Raw genomic sequence first — 20,448 nt, forward strand, 5'->3', positions numbered from 1 at the left:
GCAGTAAATGACAACCCAATATGGCTTTTATATCGACTCCAGTCGCTGCACCGGCTGCAAAACCTGCGAACTGGCGTGCAAGGATTTTAAGAACCTGAGTCCGGAAGTTAGCTATCGCCGCATTTATGAATATGCGGGCGGTAACTGGCAGGAAGATAACGGTGTTTTCCACCAGGATGTTTTCGCCTACTACCTTTCTATCTCCTGTAACCACTGTGAAGATCCGGCCTGTACTAAGGTCTGCCCGAGCGGCGCCATGCACAAGCGGGAAGATGGGTTTGTGGTGGTGAACGAAGAGGTTTGTATCGGCTGCCGCTACTGCCATATGGCGTGTCCGTACGGTGCGCCGCAGTACAACGAAGAGAAAGGCCACATGACCAAGTGCGACGGCTGTTATGAGCGCGTTGCCGAGGGGAAAAAGCCGATTTGTGTGGAATCCTGCCCGTTGCGAGCGCTGGATTTAGCACCTGTCGACGAATTACGCAAAAAGTACGGGACTCAGGCCGCCATTGCGCCGCTGCCTGCATCGCACTTCACAAAACCAAATATCGTGATTAAACCTAACGCCAACAGCCGCCCAAGTGGGGATACCAGCGGTTATCTGGCCAACCCGAAGGAGGTGTGAGATGGGAAACGGATGGCATGAATGGCCGCTGATGGTCTTTACGGTGTTAGGCCAGTGCGTTGCGGGCGGGTTTATCGTTATGGCATTGGCGCTGTTGTATGGCGTGAAGGACAGGGCGGTTCGCAAACGCGCCGAATTGCTGATGGTGGTGCTATGGATCCTGATGGGCATCGGCTTTATTGCCTCAATTCTGCATCTTGGTTCGCCGCTGCGAGCGTTCAACTCCCTGAATCGCCTCGGCAGTTCAGCGCTGAGCAATGAAATTGCCAGCGGATCGGTATTCTTTGCGGTGGGTGGTTTCTGGTGGCTTTTGACCGTGCTCGGAAAAATGCCTCAGGCACTCAGCAAAGTCTGGGTCGTAATCACCATGATTCTGGGCGTGGTATTTGTCTGGATGATGAGTCGGGTTTACCTGATTGTCACAGTTCCGACCTGGTTTAGCGTCTGGACGCCGCTGAGCTTCTTCCTGACGATGTTTATCGGTGGTCCACTGCTGGGCTATTTGCTGCTTTCTGCAGCCGGGGTTAGCGGTTGGGGGATGCGTATATTGCCTGTCGTCTCACTGCTTGCTTTGCTGGTTAGCATGGTTGTTGTGCTGATGCAGGGGATGGAACTGGCTACGCTGCATAACTCTATTCAACAGGCATCTGCGCTGGTGCCGGAGTACGGTTCGCTGATGGCCGGGCGGATGGTTCTGCTGGTGATTGCTCTGGTCGGCTGGATTGTACCGCAGCTGAAAGGCTCTCGGCCTGGCGTCGGTCTGCTGACGTTGGCGATGGTCTTGATGATTGCAGGTGAACTTATCGGTCGCGGCGTTTTCTACGGGCTGCATATGACGGTTGGTATGGCGATAGCGAGCTAACATTTCATCGAGTTATAAGCGCGTCTGAGGGCGCGCTTTTTCATCTTCTCGCATAAGAAAATTTCACCTGAATATCCATGAAATTTTTGATTGCTCATTTTGACCTGCTTCCCGCTATATCGCATCAAAAACAGCGAGATACAATTTACGTGACTCCGGTCACTTATTAGCAGGATAAGTTTTTCAAATCGTACCCGCTCAAACCCTCCATACCCCCCATTATTGCTGGATTGACAATCAATTTACCGGTGGCATGATGCGCACAAATTTCCTGATTTCCTCACGGTTTGATACCCATGACCACCTATACCCGTCCCGTATTGCTCCTGCTTTGCGGGCTTTTGCTGCTGACTCTGGCGATGGCGGTTTTAAACACGCTCGTCCCGCTTTGGCTGGCTCACGATAATCTTCCTACCTGGCAGGTCGGGATGGTGGGCTCCGCCTACTTTACCGGCAACCTGGTCGGGACATTGATTACCGGATGGGTGATTAAGCGCCACGGGTTTAACCGCAGCTACTATCTTGCCTCCATTATCTTTGCCGTGGGCTGTATTGGCCTCGGGCTGATGGTTGGTTTCTGGAGCTGGATGGTCTGGCGCTTTGTGGCCGGCGTGGGCTGCGCCATGATTTGGGTTGTGGTTGAGAGCGCCCTGATGTGCAGCGGGACTTCCCGCAACCGTGGCCGTCTGCTGGCGGCTTATATGACCGTTTACTACATCGGGATGGTGGTGGGCCAACTGATGGTCAGCAAGCTTTCTACTGAGCTGATGAACGTTCTGCCCTGGGCTACCGCGCTGGTGCTGGCCGCTATTCTACCATTGCTGTTTACCCATATCGTGAGCGATGGGGATGAACATCGGGATAACACGCCGGTCTGGCCGATGCTGCGTCTGCGCCAGGCTCGACTGGGCGTGAACGGCTGCATTATGTCAGGTATCGTACTCGGCTCTCTGTATGGTCTGATGCCGTTGTATTTGAACCATCAGGGCGTGAGCGACTCCGGTATTGGTTTCTGGATGGCGCTGATGATCAGCGCGGGTATTGTTGGTCAGTGGCCTATGGGGCGTCTGGCGGACAAATATGGCCGTCTGCTGGTGCTGCGTGTGCAGGTGTTTGTGGTGATTCTCGGCTGTCTGGCGATGCTCAGCAACGCCGCCATGGGGCCTGCGCTATTCGTTCTGGGGGCTTTTGGTTTCACGCTTTACCCGGTGGCGATGGCATGGGCTTGCGAAAGGATTGAGCGTCATCAGTTGGTGGCGATGAATCAGGCGCTGTTGCTGAGCTACACCATCGGGAGCTTAATTGGGCCGACAGTGACTGCGCTGCTGATGCAAAACTACTCTGATAACGTGCTGTTTATCATGATGGCCGCAGTGTCATTTGTTTACCTGATGATGCTGCTGCGTAAGGCGGGCCATCATCCAACCCCGGTGGCTCACGCTTAATCAGCTTGCCGCGTCTATAGACCCGATCTCATGGGCGTTTGTGGCTGGTTGAGTTATGTGAGGCCCTGCTGAGAAGTGAGCGAGCCGAAAGAAAAATATACGTGCTCCCACAGAGGGGAGCACGGTTCGAATCAGTACATCACTTTATGGCCGTACTGCTCCAGAATACCTTTCACCCGCTCCATCGTTTCCTTCTTCGGCGGGTGCACGCCATCCAGCTTGTATTCTTCGCCCATCGCCACCCACTTGTGTTTGCCCAGTTCGTGGTATGGCAGCAGCTCGATTTTTTCAACGTTGCCCATATCGCGGGTAAATTCCCCGAGTCGATGTGCAGAGTCGTCATCGTCAGACCAGCCCGGTACAACAACGTAGCGGATCCACACTTTAATGTCTTTTTTCGACAGATATTGCGCAAATTCAAGCGTGCGGTGGTTTGACACGCCCACCAGGTTTTGGTGGATTTCGTCGTTCATCTGCTTGAGATCGAGCATTACCAGATCGGTGACCTCCAGCAGTTCATCAATCACCGGATCGTAGCGGCGAACAAAGCCGTTGGTGTCCAGGCAGGTATGAATTCCTTCTTTACGGCAGGCGCGGAACCAGTCACGTACGAACTCGGCCTGCAGAATAGCTTCGCCACCGGATGCGGTAACGCCGCCGCCCGAGGCATTCATGAAGTGGCGATAGGTAACAACTTCTTTCATCAGCTCTTCTACCGTCACTTCTTTGCCACCGTGGGTGTCCCAGGTGTCGCGGTTGTGGCAGTAAAGGCAGCGCATCAGGCAGCCCTGAAAGAAGGTGATAAAACGGATACCGGGGCCGTCCACGGTACCGCAGGATTCAAAAGAGTGAATTCGTCCGATTGCTGACATTGCGGTGATCTCTCCAGATGTGGCCCGTCCAGGGCCTGTGTCATGCACAGCTCAAGCCGGCTGTGTTAAGTCTGTTTTGACAGATACCCAGAGTATAGATAGCTGGCAAAGCAGGCTGAGGGTAGGGAGGTGAGTAAAAAGGCCCCACGGGAGTGGAGCCTTTATATAGTACGCTTCTTCAGTCTGACAAGGAATTAGATGGACTGAGTGAAGGTACGGGTAATAACGTCCTGCTGCTGCTCTTTAGTCAGCGAGTTGAAACGAACGGCATAACCGGATACGCGAATGGTCAGCTGAGGATATTTCTCAGGGTTTTCCATCGCATCCAGCAGCATTTCACGGTTCATTACGTTGACGTTCAGGTGCTGACCACCTTCGATGTTTGCTTCGTGGTGGAAGTAACCATCCATCAGACCTGCAAGGTTGGTTTTACGCACGTCATCGTCTTTACCCAGCGCGTTTGGCACGATGGAGAAGGTATAAGAGATACCATCTTTCGCGTAGGCAAACGGCAGTTTAGCAACGGAAGTCAGAGAGGCAACAGCACCTTTCTGGTCACGACCGTGCATTGGGTTAGCGCCTGGACCGAACGGAGTACCTGCACGACGACCGTCTGGGGTGTTACCGGTTTTCTTACCATAAACCACGTTAGAGGTGATGGTCAGAACAGACTGGGTCGCGATAGCGCCACGGTAGGTGGTCAGTTTCTGAATTTTCTTCATGAAACGTTCTACCAGGTCAACGGCGATGTCATCTACGCGAGGATCGTTGTTACCGAACTGTGGATATTCACCTTCGATTTCGAAGTCGATAGCCAGACCGTCTTCGTCACGGATAGGTTTCACTTTCGCGTATTTGATTGCAGACAGGGAGTCAGCCGCAACGGACAGGCCAGCGATACCACAAGCCATGGTGCGAACAACGTCACGGTCGTGCAGAGCCATCAGAGACGCTTCGTAGCTGTATTTATCATGCATGTAGTGAATGATGTTCAGCGCGGTAACGTACTGTTTAGCCAGCCAGTCCATGAAGTGATCCAGACGATCCAACACATTGTCGTAGTCCAGAACGTCGGCAGTGATGGGGGCTTCTTTAGGACCAACCTGCATTTTCAGTTTTTCATCAACGCCGCCGTTGATAGCGTACAGCATGGTTTTCGCCAGGTTTGCACGAGCCCCGAAGAACTGCATTTGCTTACCAACGATCATCGGGCTTACGCAGCATGCGATAGCGTAGTCATCGTTGTTGAAGTCAGGGCGCATCAGATCGTCATTCTCGTACTGCAGAGAAGAGGTATCGATGGAGACTTTAGCCGCGTATTTTTTGAAGTTCAGTGGCAGTTTTTCAGACCACAGGATGGTGATGTTTGGCTCCGGAGAAGGCCCCATGGTGTACAGGGTGTTCAGGAAGCGGAAGCTGTTTTTGGTCACCAGAGTACGGCCATCAACGCCCATACCGCCGATAGATTCGGTTGCCCAGATTGGGTCGCCGGAGAACAGCTCATCATATTCAGGGGTACGCAGGAAGCGAACCATACGCAGTTTCATGACCAGGTGGTCAATCATTTCCTGAGCGTCTTGCTCGTTGATTTTGCCTGCTTTGATGTCGCGCTCGATGTAAGCATCCAGGAAGGTGGATACGCGACCGAAGGACATTGCAGCGCCGTTCTGAGATTTAACCGCAGCCAGGTAGCCGAAGTAAGTCCACTGAATAGCTTCCTGAGCGTTGGTAGCAGGACCGGAGATGTCGTAGCCATATTTGGCGGCCATCTCTTTGATCTGACCCAGCGCGCGGTGCTGTTCGGAGATTTCTTCACGCAGACGGATAGTTGCTTCCAGATCTTCACCGTTTTCCAGTTTGGTTTGCAGTGAGTTGAACTGAGCGAACTTGTCTTTCATCAGATAGTCGATACCGTACAGCGCAACGCGACGGTAGTCACCGATGATACGGCCACGGCCATAGGCATCTGGCAGACCGGTAATAACACCGGATTTACGGCAGTTCAGGATGTCTTTGGTGTAAACGTCAAACACGCCCTGGTTGTGGGTTTTGCGGTATTCGGTGAAGATCTTTTTCAGCATTGGGTCGAGTTCGCGACCGTATACTTTGCAAGATCCTTCGACCATTTTGATGCCGCCGAAAGGAATGATGGCGCGTTTCAGAGGAGCATCGGTCTGCAGACCCACGATAGTTTCGAGGGACTTGTTGATGTAGCCCGCATCGTGAGCGGTGATGGTAGACGCGAGGTCGGTATCGAAGTCAACTGGCGCGTGAGTGCTGTTTTCCAGTTTGATGCCTTCCATCACGCTGTCCCACAGTTTGGTAGTTGCGTCGGTAGCACCTGCCAGGAAGGACTCGTCACCCTCGTACGGGGTGTAGTTTTTCTGAATAAAGTCACGGACGTTAACTTCATTCTGCCAGTCGCCTTTAGCAAAACCTTCCCAGGCTGTGGCTAACTTTTCATTTTGCTCGGACATGTAACACCTACCTTTAATGTGGAGTTCTTAAACCTGCGTACTGACGGAGCTTAGTGCTTGTCGCCACCGCGCAGATAAATTACCCAGTATGTCAACCCAACCAGTAAACCTCCGCCGATGATGTTTCCGATGGTGACTGGAATCAGGTTATCGGTGATGAAGTTCAGCACGGTCAGATGCGAGAAACTTGCCGGAGAAGACCCTACGGCGGTCCAGAATTCCGGGCTGGCAAAGTCACGAACCACGATAGCCATCGGGATCATGAACATATTTGCGATGCTGTGCTCAAAGCCGCTGGCAACAAACATGGCAACCGGAAGGATCATAGCAAACATTTTGTCCATCAGGCTGCGGCCGGAGTAGCTCATCCAGACGGCGAGACACACCATCAGGTTTGCCAGAATGCCAAGGCAGACGGCCTCAACAAATGTGTGGTGCATTTTATGATCTGCGGTTTGCAGGACATTCAGTCCCCATGCGCCGTTGGCGGTCATATACATGCCGGACAGCCAGATCAGCAGCACAAAGAGTAGAGCACCGATCAGGTTACCGATGTAGACGTTAGCCCAGTTACGCAGTAGCTGGCCCCAAGTGATACGGCCGCTGGCTTTGGCTACGACGATAAGCACGGTGGAGGTGAAAAGGTCAGCACCGCAGATAACGCAAAGAATTAAACCCAGTGAGAAGCATGTGCCGCCAATCAGCTTGGCAATCCCAAACGGGATCGTGGATGTGCCTGTGGTGGCGGTGATGTAGAACACGAAGGCAATCGAAATGAAGACGCCGGCGGTAATCGCTAAGTAAAAGGTCGTTAGCGGTTGTTTCGTTGCTTTATAGACGCCAGCATCTTCGGCAATTTTTGCCATCGCTGGTGGAAGTACTAGATCAAAAGGGTTGTCAGCTTTCACACTAACTCTCTCTTATTTAATTCGGCGAGGAGATACTAACAAAGCATTATAGAGTAAAAATTGATGTGGATCATATCTCGCCAAGCTAATAGGCACTGAAAAAGCAGGTCTTTACCTGTTTTTCATCTTAATTTATTGATTGTAAATGAAAAAATAAATTTTAATAATTATAGATAAAATTGAATTAAGCATCTCCCTTAGGCGAAATTGGTTAATTATAATGGGGTATTTTTATATTTTGATAACATTATTGCCGCTGTCAAAAAATAACTATTTACCTGAAGTTAACCAAAAAATTACATAATAAATTATTATTGTTTCAATAATAAAAAGGGGCGCAAAAAGCGCCCCGTAATATAGCTCAGACAAGGTGCCGTGCGCACCAGGAAGTTGTCAGGAAATTACTTTACCTGCCAATATTTGGCTTTAGCGCGCTGTAATTTTTCGTACGCGGCCAGCAGCGCCTGATGCGCCGGGAAAGCTTTCAGATCTTTATCCACTGGCTGCAGCCCATAGAAGGCCGCTTCACCGCTCATTGCCGCGCTGGCGGCATCCACGGCTTCAGCCCCGTACATACGGACGAAAGCGTTCAGGTATTGCAGAGGCTCGCGCTCTTCTTCCTGTGACAACAGAAGCAGAGTTTGCAGGCAGCGGTAGTAGTTGGCACGCTCAGGACTAAAGATGGAAGCGTTGAACTCCATGGTCCATTCGGTCCAGATCAGTGCCTGCTCAAGATCGCCGCCCGCTAGCGCCAGCATGGCTTTCAGTTCGCCAATGCGCAGCGTGTACCAGCCGTTATCTTTCCCGGTAGCCAGGCCCAGTAATTCACGCACGCGGGTGAAATCATCGTGGCCTTCGTCGTCCAGTTGGGCAATCAGATCGAGGTAGTCTTGCTGCTCCCATTCGCTGTCCGGCAGCGCAAGAATTGTTTCACGCAGGTGGCTGCCCATGCTGTTGTTGGCCAGCAGCAGGTCGTCGGCAGGGTAAATATCAGACATGCCTGGGACGATAATACGGCAGGCGTAAACGTCTAAATGCTCGTAGTCGGCGATATACACTTCTTTATCTTCCGACTTGAAGATAGCCATCAGGGTAGCGAACTCTTCTTCCGTTGTGCCAGCAAAGCTCCAGTCAGCAAACGGGTAATCTGCATCCTGCTTGAACATATCCCATGAAATCAGGCCGCTGGAATCGATGAAGTGTGTTTCCAGGTTCGCGTGTTCAGCGACTTCTTCATCATCGAAGGTTGGCGGCGTAAAGACATCCAGATCTTTCAGACCGCGCCCCTGCAGCAGCTCGGTGACGGTACGCTCCAGCGCTACGCCAAAATCAGGGTGCGCGCCGAAGGAAGCGAAACAGGTTCCGTTGGCCGGATTGAACAGCACGACGCAGATAACCGGGTACTTACCGCCCAGAGAACCGTCGTACGCAAAAATAGGGAAGCCTTCAGCTTCAAGCGTTTTAATGGACTCCACGACGCCCGGATAGCGGGCCAGCACATCCTGTGGGATCTCTGGCAGGCTGATGCTTTCTGCGATAATGCGGTTTTTGATATGACGCTCGAAGACTTCAGACAGACCCTGGACCCGTGCTTCATTAGCCGTGTTGCCCGCAGACATGCCGTTGGAGACGTACAGGTTACCAATGATGTTCATCGGGATATAAACAGTTTGCAGGTCTGACTGGCGGGTGAACGGCAGAGCACAAATACCGCGCTCTTCGTTCCCGGACTGCAGATCGATCAGCATCCCGGCGCCGACTTCGTTTTCCGGGTCGTAGAAAGCGCGCAGACGATCGTCGAGGATGCCCTCAGGCAGTTGGTCATCTTCCGGCAGCGGGAACCATTTCTCGTTCGGGTAATGCACGAACGGGCCGTTCGCAATCGTATCGCCCAGCCAGAAGTCGGCGAAGAAGTAGTTAGTCGACAGACGTTCAAAATATTCACCCAGCGCGGATGCCAGCGCGGCTTTTTTGGTCGCACCTTTACCGTTGGTGAAGCACAGGGCGCTGTCTTTGTCGCGGATATGCACCGACCAAACGTTGGGTACCGGGTTAAGCCAGGAGGCTTCTTCGATATTAAAACCGAGGTCGGTCAGCTTTTTCTGGAAGCGAGCGATGGAGTCTTCCAGGGCGGCATCTTTGCCGGGGATAAATGTCTGGGTCATGGGGTTCACTTTAATGGTACGCAAAACGCGCAATGATACGGGTTTTACCGGGCAGACGCTATCCTCCGCACGGTGCAGGCGACGCTAGCATAACAGGCTATGCCTGCTTACAGTAACTCGCGGTTATGGTAGTAAAATGACTGGCCGCCATTGGGCATGTCCGTCGTATTGCCTTGCCGTCGGAAATCGGGCAGTTTTTTCGCTTGCCGGAAGATTGTGTTGTGTGATTTTGCTCACATTGGTCTTCCGCGAGGGATTAACCATTGCAACACTGCGCCGCTGAATGATAAAACCGATAATGTAATAAAAACTTATTGCTCGAGGCGTGGTGAGGGGAAATGACACAGGTATACAATTTTAGTTCTGGTCCGGCGATGCTGCCGGCTGAAGTACTTCGTCGTGCACAACAGGAGCTGTGCGACTGGCACGGTCTGGGTACTTCCGTAATGGAAATTAGCCACCGTGGTAAAGAATTTATTCAGGTCGCTGAAGAGGCGGAAAAAGATTTTCGCGATCTGCTGCAAATCCCCTCCAACTATAAAGTTTTATTCTGCCACGGCGGCGGGCGCGGTCAGTTTGCAGGCGTGCCGCTGAATATTCTCGGTGACAAAACCACGGCCGACTACATTGACGGCGGCTACTGGGCAAATAGCGCAATTAAAGAAGCGAAAAAATACTGCCAGCCGGTTGCCCATGACGTAAAAATCACCGTGGACGGTAAACGTGCTATCAAGCCAATGAGTGAATGGCTGGTATCTGATAACAGCGCATTTCTGCACTATTGTCCGAACGAGACAATTGACGGTATCTCAATCGATGAAACCCCAGATTTTGGTGATACCGTTGTTGCCGCCGATTTCTCTTCTACTATTTTGTCTCGCCCTATCGACGTTAGCCGTTTCGGCGTTATCTATGCTGGCGCACAGAAAAACATCGGCCCTGCCGGCCTGACGCTGGTTGTTGTTCGTGAAGATCTGCTAGGCAAGGCGCACAAAGCGTGTCCATCGATTATCGATTACACCGTGCTGAACGATAATGACTCAATGTTTAACACGCCGCCGACTTTTGCCTGGTATCTTGCAGGCCTGGTCTTTAAATGGCTGAAAGAGCAGGGCGGCGTTGCCTCGATGGATCGTATCAACCAGGCCAAGGCTGAGTTGCTGTACGGCGTGATTGATAACAGCGATTTCTATCGTAACGATGTTGCGGCTTCTAACCGCTCCCGGATGAACGTCCCGTTCCAACTTGCGGATAGCGCGCTGGACAAAGTGTTCCTTGACGAGTCCTTCGCTGCGGGCCTGCATTCCCTGAAAGGTCACCGCGTTGTGGGGGGGATGCGCGCCTCGATTTACAACGCGATGCCGCTCGATGGCGTCAAAGCGTTGACTGACTTCATGGTGGACTTCGAGCGTCGCCACGGTTAATTAATGCAGTAGCACTTCGCCCCGCGGCCCGTCTGCGGGGTTTTTATTCTGTTTGAGTTGAGAGTATTTTTCCCATGCTGGAATCCCTGACGTTACAACCCATCGCGCTGGTCGACGGCACCATTAATATGCCAGGTTCAAAAAGCGTGTCTAACCGCGCGCTGCTCCTGGCCGCGCTGGCCAATGGCACCACGGTGCTGACCAATTTGCTGGATAGCGATGATGTCCGCCATATGCTTAACGCACTGAAGGCGTTGGGCGTGAGCTATACGCTTTCGGCGGATCGTACCCGTTGTGAAGTCACCGGCGTGGCCGGCCCTCTGCAGGCACAAGGTGAGCTGGAACTCTTTTTAGGGAATGCTGGCACCGCTATGCGTCCGCTGGCTGCAGCGTTGTGCCTCGGCAGTAACAACATTGTGCTGACCGGCGAGCCGCGCATGAAAGAGCGCCCAATCGGCCATCTTGTCGATGCGCTGCGCCAGGGGGGAGCGAACATTGAGTACCTTGAGCAAGAAAATTACCCGCCGCTGCGTCTGCGTGGCGGCTTTGGCGGCGGCAAGGTTGAAGTGGACGGCAGCGTATCCAGCCAGTTCCTGACCGCGCTACTGATGACCGCACCTCTGGCTGCACATGACACTGAAATCACCATTAAAGGCGAGCTGGTTTCCAAACCTTATATCGATATCACGCTGCATCTGATGAAAACTTTCGGCGTGGAAGTTGAAAACCGCGACTATCGCAGTTTCCTTATTCGCGGCGCACAGCAGTATCAATCCCCAGGGGCTTACCTGGTAGAAGGTGATGCCTCCTCCGCCTCTTACTTCCTGGCCGCTGGGGCAATTAAAGGTGGCGTGGTCAAGGTTACCGGCATCGGGCGGAACAGCGTGCAGGGCGATATTCGCTTTGCTGATGTACTTGAGAAAATGGGCGCGAAAGTGACCTGGGGCGATGACTTCATTACCTGTGAACGTGGTGAGCTAAATGCTATCGACATGGATATGAACCATATCCCGGATGCGGCAATGACTATCGCGACCGCGGCCCTGTTTGCTAAAGGCTCGACCACGCTGCGTAACATCTATAACTGGCGCGTAAAAGAGACCGATCGCCTGAGCGCAATGGCGACGGAATTACGAAAAGTCGGTGCAGAAGTTGAAGAGGGCGAAGACTATATTAGCGTTACGCCACCGGCTAAGCTGACGTTTGCTGAAATCGGCACTTACAACGATCACCGTATGGCGATGTGTTTCTCGCTGGTGGCGTTATCCGATACGCCAGTGACGATTCTTGACCCAGGCTGCACGGCAAAAACCTTCCCTGATTATTTCGAGCAGTTAGCTCGCATCAGTACGCCTGTATAACGTTTGTAAAACCGCATCGTCTGATGCGGTTTTTCTTTCTCTCTACGATTCCTTACAACGCCCGTTGCGCAATTCTTCTACACTCAGCCTGATTCCCGTGGATATTTGCCTGGAAAGATAACAGTCCTGGCGGTTGCGGCGTATAATGCGCGGCGTTTACCACCCGCGAATCCAGCGATAGAGGAGAAAACGATGACGGCATCCGCCCCGGTAATAACGATTGATGGCCCAAGTGGCGCCGGTAAAGGCACGCTTTGTAAGGCCATGGCCGAAGCGCTGCAGTGGCATCTGCTGGACTCTGGTGCGATTTATCGCGTTCTGGCGCTCGCGGCGTTACATCACCATGTTGATGTGGCTTCCGAAGACGCGCTGGTGCCCCTTGCGGCCCACCTGGACGTTCGGTTTATTTCCACCGACGGCAATTTGGAAGTGATTCTCGAAGGGGAAGACGTTAGCGCTGAAATTCGCACTCAGGAAGTGGCAAACGCGGCTTCTCAAGTGGCCGCGTTCCCGCGTGTTCGCGAAGCCTTGCTGCGCCGCCAGCGCGCTTTTCGTGAAGCGCCGGGTCTGATTGCAGACGGCCGCGATATGGGGACCGTTGTGTTCCCGGATGCGCCGGTGAAAATTTTCCTTGATGCCTCCTCTGAAGAGCGCGCCCACAGGCGCATGCTACAGTTGCAGGAGAAGGGCTTTAGTGTTAACTTTGAGCGCCTTTTGGCCGAGATCAAGGAACGCGACGATCGCGACCGTAATCGGTCTGTAGCGCCGTTAGTGCCTGCTATAGATGCTTTAGTACTGGATTCAACCAGTATGAGCATTGAGCAAGTGATTGAAAAAGCGCTACAATACGCCCGCGAAAAGCTGGCGCTCGCTTGAGATAGCGACCCATTTTGTAGTACCCCCGCTGCAATGGAGTGTGAGCGGGTATGTAAAACAACCCCATCCGGCATGAGGCCAGATGGACGTTAATCTAACTTTTGAAGATTAAACATGACTGAATCTTTTGCTCAACTATTTGAAGAATCCCTTAAAACAATCGAAACCCGTCCGGGTTCCATCGTTCGTGGTGTTGTTGTTGCTATCGACAAAGACGTCGTTCTGGTTGATGCGGGCCTGAAATCTGAATCTGCAATTCCTGCAGAGCAGTTCAAAAACGCAGCCGGCGAACTGGAAATCCAGGTTGGTGACGAAGTTGACGTTGCGCTGGACGCAGTAGAAGACGGCTTCGGTGAAACCCTGCTGTCCCGTGAAAAAGCTAAACGTCACGAAGCTTGGATCACGCTGGAAAAAGCTTACGAAGAAGCTGAAACTGTGGTTGGTGTTATCAACGGCAAAGTTAAAGGTGGCTTCACTGTTGAGCTGAACGGTATTCGTGCGTTCCTGCCAGGTTCCCTGGTTGACGTTCGTCCAGTTCGCGACACTCTGCACCTCGAAGGCAAAGAGCTTGAGTTCAAAGTGATCAAGCTGGACCAGAAACGCAACAACGTTGTTGTTTCCCGTCGTGCGGTTATCGAGTCTGAGAACAGCGCAGAGCGCGATCAGCTGCTTGAAAACCTGCAAGAAGGCATGGAAGTTAAAGGTATCGTTAAGAACCTCACTGACTACGGTGCATTCGTTGACCTGGGTGGCGTTGATGGCCTGCTGCACATCACCGATATGGCATGGAAACGCGTTAAGCATCCAAGCGAAATCGTGAACGTTGGCGACGAAATCACTGTTAAAGTGCTGAAGTTCGATCGCGAGCGTACTCGTGTTTCCCTCGGCCTGAAACAGCTGGGCGAAGATCCATGGGTAGCTATCGCTAAGCGTTATCCAGAAGGTACCAAACTGACTGGCCGCGTGACCAACCTGACCGACTACGGCTGCTTCGTTGAAATCGAAGAAGGCGTTGAAGGCCTGGTTCACGTTTCCGAAATGGATTGGACCAACAAAAACATCCACCCATCCAAAGTGGTTAACGTTGGTGATGTAGTGGAAGTTATGGTTCTGGATATCGACGAAGAACGTCGTCGTATCTCCCTGGGTCTGAAGCAGTGCAAAAACAACCCATGGCAGCAGTTCGCGGAAACCCACAACAAGGGTGACCGTGTTGAAGGTAAAATCAAGTCTATCACTGACTTCGGTATCTTCATCGGCCTGGACGGCGGCATCGACGGCCTGGTTCACCTGTCTGACATCTCCTGGAACGTTGCGGGCGAAGAAGCAGTACGTGAATACAAAAAAGGCGACGAAATTGCAGCCGTTGTTCTGCAGGTTGACGCAGAGCGTGAGCGTATCTCCCTGGGCGTTAAGCAGCTCGCAGAAGATCCGTTCAACAACTACGTTGCGCTGAACAAGAAAGGTACTATCGTTACTGGTAAAGTAACGGCAGTTGACGCGAAAGGTGCTACAGTTGAATTAGCAGATGGCGTAGAAGGCTACCTGCGTGCTTCTGAAGCTTCCCGTGACCGCGTTGAAGATGCAACTCTGGTTCTGAACGTTGGCGACGACGTTGAAGCTAAATTCACCGGCGTTGATCGTAAAAACCGTGTTGTTAGCCTGTCTGTTCGTGCTAAAGACGAAGCTGACGAGAAAGATGCAATTGCGACTGTTAACAACAAACAGGAAGAAGGCAACTTCTCTAACGCAATGGCTGAAGCATTCAAAGCAGCTAAAGGCGAGTAATCGTCCGAGCGTTGTATCCTGGCTTCTGCCAGGGTATAAAATCAGGGCGGCTTCGGCCGCCCTTGTTCGATTGAGAGCTGTAAGCTAATTTTCCTGAAAGGAAACCGGAGGAATCATGACCAAGTCAGAATTGATCGAAAGACTTGCAACCCAGCAATCTCACATCCCTGCAAAAGCAGTAGAAGATGCGGTGAAGGAAATGCTGGAGCATATGGCCTCTACGCTCGCCGAGGGTGAACGTATTGAAATCCGGGGTTTCGGCAGTTTCTCCTTACACTATCGCGCTCCTCGCACCGGACGTAACCCGAAAACCGGCGACAAAGTGGATCTGGAAGGTAAATACGTTCCACACTTTAAGCCAGGCAAAGAGTTGCGTGACCGCGCCAATATTTACGGCTAATTCCTTAGAGTTAGCAAAAATGGCACCTCAAATGAGGTGCCATTTTTTTTACTGATTTTGCTATTTTGCGAGCGCCTTCCTGAAGGCTAACGCAATATTGTTAAGCAGGATTCATCGGCGTTCAAGCCATCACGTATTTCTCCAATTGCTTCCTGATTTAATCTCAAGATTCCCGCACACTTCCTGTAACAAGGAGGTGGATGTGTTTTCTATTCCTGCCGTTGCTGGCGCCGTTCTGATTAGCGCTTTACCACTGTTATGGCTGTCGGTTATTCCAGAACAAAATGGGATTTTACTGTTCTTGGCGGCTGCATTGACACTGGCCTGTTTTGGGGGCCGTATCGTTTGGGTGCGCTATCTGGTGCTTTGCCTTTTATTCTTGAGCTGGAGCCTGTTGGGTGCGCGGCAAATGCTGGATATTTTCTCTGAGTTTGGGGAGAAACCGCTGACCGTGCAGGTGAAAATTACGAGAAGTGATGGCGAAAAACGGCATGAACTGCGGATAGTCAAACGGGATGATCGTTACCTGTTTCCTGCGCCAGGCGTTGTATTGCGAAATAGCGTATTGCCTGAGCCTGTTTGTGAGGGGCAAGCATGGTTAATGACGCTACGCCTTCGCCCGGTACATGGGCGTCTTAATGAAGGTATTTTTGACGGACAGCGCTATGCGCTTTCGCAGATGCTGCCGTTTAGTGGTCGGGTGTTGAAAGCAAGCCTTCTATCGGGCGGCTGTAATCTTCGAGGTAAATGGCTCCAACAAGCCAAAAATGCTACCGCTAATCTCCCGTGGCAGGGTGTGATTATCGCTCTGGGCTTTGGGGAGCGAATAGATGTCAGCGAAGACGTCAAAAAAATCATGCGTGATACCGGGACTGCACATCTGATGGCCATTTCTGGGCTGCATATTGCGTTAGCCGGTGGGATTGGCTGGCTGTTTGCTCGGGTTCTGCAATTTTGCCTGCCAGCTTCGATGATAGGGTTTCGTTTTCCCCTGGGGATGAGTTTTAGCGTCGCGCTATTTTACACCTGGCTGTCAGGGATGAATCCGCCGGCGGTCAGAACCCTGGTTGGAATGGGCATTTGGGCAATATTACGTCTGAGCGGCAGAAAGTGGTCATCCTGGGATGTGTTGTTGTGCTGTGTCGCGGGCATTGTGTTTAGCGAACCGATGGCTATTTTGTCTGAAAGTCTTTGGCTTTCCGCGCTTGCGGTATGCGGGCTTATCTTTTGGTACCAGTGGGTGCCGCTGCCTCGCATGACGATAAATCGCTGGCTTCGGCCTTTTGTCGATCTGCTTTATTTGCAAACAGGCATTACGCTGTTGCTCATTCCACTTCAGGTGATTTTATTTCACGGCATCAGTATGACTTCGCTGGCCGCTAATCTCTTCGCTGTGCCGTTGATTACCTTCGTTAGCGTGCCTTTCATTTTAGCCGGTATGGTGTTCGGAGAAGTCCCTGTCATAGGCGAGGTGCTTTGGTCACTGGCCGATAAATCACTTGCAGGAGTATTCGGGTTACTGGCTGGGTTGCCGGATGGGTGGAAAGAACTCGATCGCCGTTATCAATTTCTGGCGTTCATTGCCTGGTGGGCCATAGTGATATGGCGATTCGGTTTTTGGCGAAGCTCTTTCGCTACGGCAGCAGCAGTGTTGCTTATGATGATGTTTCCCTTTTGGCGTAAGCCGGAGGCAAATAGCTGGGCCGTCCATATGCTTGATGTGGGGCATGGGCTTGCCGTGGTTATTGAGCGTGAAGGGAAAGCGTTACTCTACGACACGGGCAACGCATGGCCAGGAGGAGACGCGGCTAAAACCGTGATTATTCCCTGGTTAAAATGGCGAAACCTTCAGCCAGAGCAGGTCATTATTAGCCATGAACATCTTGATCATATCGGCGGCTTGAAAAGTCTTAAGCAGCAGTGGCCTGCTTTAAATATTCGTAGTCCTTTACGCTGGAAGGGACATGAGGCTTGCTTTCGTGGTCAACAATGGGCATGGCAGGAGATTCAATTCGATGTGCTGTGGCCACCCGAAGAGTATGAGGGAAGCAGCAACAATCGCTCTTGTGTGGTTAAAGTTAGTCACGGAGGATTTAGCCTTTTGCTTACGGGGGACCTGGAGGCGAATGCAGAATTGGCGATGCTGAGAAAACGGTGGCAAACGCTAGAAGCAAACGTCCTGCAGGTTCCACATCACGGGAGCCGAACTTCGTCCAGCGGTCCTTTACTGAGAGCCGTTTCAGGCAGCGTGGCACTGGCTTCTGCTTCCAGGTTTAACGCTTGGCGCTTACCGTCTTCAACAATTATTCATCGTTACCGGCAATACGGTTATCAGTGGCATGACACGGCACAATCAGGGCAGCTGACAATTGAAATAAAAGGTGATAAATGGCAAATCTCTGGCTTCAGAGAACAAATATTGCCCCGTTGGTATCATCAGTGGTTTGGCGTCACCAGAGATAATGGGTAGAATATGCGGCTATTTCATAAAAGGCTGGTTCGACTTAATGCAGAACGATAAAGATCTCTCCACATGGCAGACTTTCCGCCGGCTCTGGCCGATGATTTCCCCCTTTAGAACGGGTCTGATTGTGGCTGGGATAGCGTTAATCCTCAATGCGGCGAGTGATACCTACATGCTTTCGCTGCTTAAACCATTACTGGATGATGGTTTTGGTAAAACGGACTCTTCTGTACTGCTATGGATGCCAGTGGCCGTGATTGCGTTGATGCTGCTGCGCGGCGTGACCAGCTATGTTTCAAGCTACTGTATTTCATGGGTGTCAGGTATGGTGGTCATGAACATGCGTCGCCGACTGTTCAGCCACATGATGGGGATGCCGGTTTCATTCTTCGACCAGCAGTCCACCGGGACGTTACTCTCCCGTATTACCTATGATTCTGAGCAGGTTGCCTCTTCCTCTTCCGGCGCGCTGATCACCGTTGTCCGTGAGGGAGCATCAATTATTGGCCTGTTTATATTGATGTTCTGGTACAGCTGGCAGCTTTCAGTGATCCTGATCGTGTTGGCACCGGTTGTGTCTTTTGCCATTCGCTTTGTCTCTAAGCGCTTCCGTAATATCAGCAAAAACATGCAGAACACCATGGGGCAGGTGACAACCAGCGCAGAGCAGATGCTGAAGGGGCACAAAGAAGTGCTTATTTTCGGTGGCCAGCAGGTAGAAACCGACCGCTTTGACAAAGTCAGTAACCGCATGCGTAATCAGGGGATGAAGCTGGTTTCAGCCTCTTCTATCTCTGATCCGATTATTCAGCTTATTGCTTCCCTTGCGTTGGCCTTTGTGCTTTATGCCGCCAGCTTCCCTAGCGTGATGGAAACCCTGACAGCCGGCACCATTACCGTGGTGTTCTCCTCCATGATTGCGCTAATGCGTCCGCTTAAGTCACTGACTAACGTCAACGCTCAATTCCAGCGCGGGATGGCTGCGTGCCAAACGCTGTTCTCTATCCTTGACTCTGAGCAGGAAAAGGACGGTGGCAAACTGGTCATCGATCGTTCTAAAGGTGACGTTGAATTCCGCAATGTGACCTTCACCTATCCAGGCCGTGATGTCCCGGCGCTGCGCAATATCAACCTGACCATTCCAGCAGGAAAAACCGTTGCGCTGGTAGGGCGTTCAGGTTCGGGTAAATCGACGATTGCCAGCCTGATCACGCGTTTCTACGAGCAGCAGGAAGGTGCCATCCTGATTGACGGGCACGACATACGCGAATACACCCTTGCTTCTCTGCGTAATCAGGTGGGGCTGGTGTCGCAAAATGTTCATCTCTTTAACGATACCGTGGCGAATAATATTGCCTACGCCCGTACCGGCGAGTATTCCCGTGAAGATATCGAAAAGGCCGCGCGCATGGCTTACGCGATGGACTTCATTAGCAAAATGGACAACGGGCTGGATACCATTATCGGTGAAAATGGTGTACTGCTGTCTGGTGGCCAGCGTCAGCGTATCGCTATCGCTCGCGCGCTGCTGCGTGACAGCCCCATCCTGATCCTGGATGAAGCAACCTCTGCGCTCGACACGGAGTCGGAGCGCGCGATTCAATCTGCCCTGGATGAACTGCAAAAAAACCGCACATCACTGGTGATTGCTCACCGTCTGTCGACGATTGAGCAGGCTGATGAAATCGTGGTGGTGGAAGATGGTTGTATCGTCGAACGCGGGCCTCACCTGGAGCTGCTGGCCCATCGTGGCGTCTATGCCCAGCTACATAAGATGCAATTCGGCGAATGATAGAGCGTATCTGGTCGGGAAAATCACCTCTCTACCTGCTGCTGTTGCCGCTTTCCTGGCTTTATGGCCTGGTGAGCGGCGTTATTCGCCTGTCTTACCGTATTGGTCTGCGTGCCATATGGCGTGCTCCTGTACCTGTGGTGGTCGTTGGAAACCTGACGGCGGGGGGAAACGGGAAAACCCCCGTTGTTATCTGGCTTGTGGAACAACTACAGCAGCGTGGCGTGCGAGTTGGCGTTGTGTCCCGGGGCTACGGCGGAAAAGCGGCAGCGTACCCTTTACTGCTTGACGCAAAAACCACACCTTCCGAAGCGGGAGACGAACCGGTACTTATTTTTCAACGCACCGGAGCGCCCGTCGCCGTTGCACCAAAGCGTAGCGAGGCTGTAAAAGCCCTCATCGCGGCTGAAGCTCCGCAAATCATCATTACCGACGATGGCTTGCAGCATTATGCTCTAGGGCGTGATAAAGAAATCGTTGTGATCGACGGGGCCCGCAGATTCGGTAATGGCTGGTGGTTACCTGCCGGGCCAATGCGCGAAAGAGCCGGGCGTCTGCGCAGCGTGGACGCAATTATCGTCAATGGTGGGGAACCGCAGGCTGGTGAAATCGCCATGCGCTTGAAGCCCGGGCTCGCCATTAACGTACTCACCGGTGAACGCCGGCCGGTCACTGATTTTACTGACGTTGTGGCTATGGCCGGTATTGGCCATCCGCCGCGTTTCTTTGCCACGCTTGCGCAATGCGGTATTACGCCGGTGAAAACCGTTGCGCTGGCCGATCATCAGGCAATTACCGAACAGGATATGTTGGCTATCGCGACGGCGGAGCAAGTCGTACTGATGACGGAAAAAGATGCAGTAAAATGCCGTGCGTTTGCCGGGGGGCATACAAACTGGTGGTATCTGCCGGTTGATGCGCAGCTTGATTCACCTCTCGCGGAAACTCTCCTCAAGCAATTACTGGCGCTGGTGCGTTAATCTCTGCGG

15 protein-coding genes are annotated in these 20,448 nt (G+C 52.3%); 11 read left to right on the plus strand and 4 right to left on the minus strand.

All coding sequences use genetic code 11. The features are described 5' to 3' along the window. Positions 1-7 precede the first annotated feature (7 nt). The 3 genes from F3J26_RS19395 (at position 8) to F3J26_RS19405 (ending at position 2,932) form a co-directional block, all read left to right on the plus strand. Positions 8-625, plus strand: coding sequence for a DMSO/selenate family reductase complex B subunit (locus tag F3J26_RS19395; RefSeq protein ID WP_008461158.1), 618 nt, complete (start codon positions 8-10; stop codon positions 623-625). Between the two features lies 1 nt (position 626). Continuing rightward, positions 627-1,487: a dimethyl sulfoxide reductase anchor subunit family protein gene (locus F3J26_RS19400; protein ID WP_166995490.1), complete on the plus strand. Its 861-nt coding sequence runs from the start codon at positions 627-629 to the stop codon at positions 1,485-1,487. 296 nt (positions 1,488-1,783) lie between these two features. Continuing rightward, positions 1,784-2,932, plus strand: a complete 1,149-nt coding sequence (locus F3J26_RS19405; protein ID WP_008461162.1) for an MFS transporter — start codon at positions 1,784-1,786, stop codon at positions 2,930-2,932. Positions 2,933-3,063: 131 nt separating this feature from the next. Here the strand turns inward: F3J26_RS19405 and pflA are convergent, their stop codons facing one another. From pflA to ycaO, 4 genes are all read right to left on the minus strand, one after another. Beyond that, a complete protein-coding gene (pflA, locus tag F3J26_RS19410; RefSeq protein ID WP_008461164.1) occupies positions 3,064-3,804 on the minus strand; it encodes a pyruvate formate lyase 1-activating protein in 741 nt (246 codons plus the stop codon). Positions 3,805-3,998: 194 nt separating this feature from the next. Further along, positions 3,999-6,281, minus strand: coding sequence for a formate C-acetyltransferase (gene pflB / locus F3J26_RS19415; RefSeq protein WP_008461167.1), 2,283 nt, complete (start codon positions 6,279-6,281; stop codon positions 3,999-4,001). Between the two features lie 50 nt (positions 6,282-6,331). Beyond that, positions 6,332-7,189 (minus strand): formate transporter FocA, encoded by an 858-nt coding sequence (gene focA, locus F3J26_RS19420; RefSeq protein WP_008461168.1) that lies wholly within the window; start codon positions 7,187-7,189, stop codon positions 6,332-6,334. A gap of 401 nt (positions 7,190-7,590) precedes the next feature. Continuing rightward, a complete protein-coding gene (gene ycaO / locus F3J26_RS19425) occupies positions 7,591-9,354 on the minus strand; it encodes a 30S ribosomal protein S12 methylthiotransferase accessory factor YcaO (RefSeq protein WP_008461170.1) in 1,764 nt (587 codons plus the stop codon). Positions 9,355-9,692: 338 nt separating this feature from the next. Between ycaO and serC the strand changes: the two genes are divergently transcribed. The 8 genes from serC (at position 9,693) to lpxK (ending at position 20,439) form a co-directional block, all read left to right on the plus strand. Further along, positions 9,693-10,778: a 3-phosphoserine/phosphohydroxythreonine transaminase gene (gene serC / locus F3J26_RS19430; protein WP_166995492.1), complete on the plus strand. Its 1,086-nt coding sequence runs from the start codon at positions 9,693-9,695 to the stop codon at positions 10,776-10,778. Between the two features lie 77 nt (positions 10,779-10,855). Further along, positions 10,856-12,139, plus strand: a complete 1,284-nt coding sequence (gene aroA, locus F3J26_RS19435; RefSeq protein WP_166995566.1) for a 3-phosphoshikimate 1-carboxyvinyltransferase — start codon at positions 10,856-10,858, stop codon at positions 12,137-12,139. 192 nt (positions 12,140-12,331) lie between these two features. After that, on the plus strand, positions 12,332-13,015 hold the full coding sequence (cmk, locus tag F3J26_RS19440) for a (d)CMP kinase (protein ID WP_008461178.1): 684 nt from the start codon (positions 12,332-12,334) through the stop codon (positions 13,013-13,015). A 114-nt stretch (positions 13,016-13,129) separates the two neighbouring features. Then, complete coding sequence (gene rpsA, locus F3J26_RS19445; RefSeq protein WP_008461180.1) at positions 13,130-14,803, plus strand: 30S ribosomal protein S1; 1,674 nt, start codon at positions 13,130-13,132, stop codon at positions 14,801-14,803. 115 nt (positions 14,804-14,918) lie between these two features. Then, positions 14,919-15,203 (plus strand): integration host factor subunit beta, encoded by a 285-nt coding sequence (ihfB, locus tag F3J26_RS19450; RefSeq protein ID WP_008461182.1) that lies wholly within the window; start codon positions 14,919-14,921, stop codon positions 15,201-15,203. Between the two features lie 202 nt (positions 15,204-15,405). Then, entirely contained in the window at positions 15,406-17,673 is a 2,268-nt protein-coding gene (locus tag F3J26_RS19455) for a ComEC family protein (RefSeq protein ID WP_166995494.1), read from the plus strand. Positions 17,674-17,710: 37 nt separating this feature from the next. Next, positions 17,711-19,459 carry a lipid A ABC transporter ATP-binding protein/permease MsbA gene (gene msbA / locus F3J26_RS19460; RefSeq protein WP_166995496.1) on the plus strand — a complete coding sequence of 583 codons (1,749 nt, stop codon included), beginning with the start codon at positions 17,711-17,713 and terminating at the stop codon, positions 19,457-19,459. Then, positions 19,456-20,439 carry a tetraacyldisaccharide 4'-kinase gene (lpxK, locus tag F3J26_RS19465; protein WP_166995498.1) on the plus strand — a complete coding sequence of 328 codons (984 nt, stop codon included), beginning with the start codon at positions 19,456-19,458 and terminating at the stop codon, positions 20,437-20,439. Before msbA ends, lpxK begins: the two co-directional genes overlap by 4 nt. Positions 20,440-20,448 lie beyond the last annotated feature (9 nt).

It is taken from the genome of Enterobacter sp. Ap-867 (assembly GCF_011752855.1).
Taxonomy (GTDB): Bacteria; Pseudomonadota; Gammaproteobacteria; order Enterobacterales; family Enterobacteriaceae; genus Cedecea.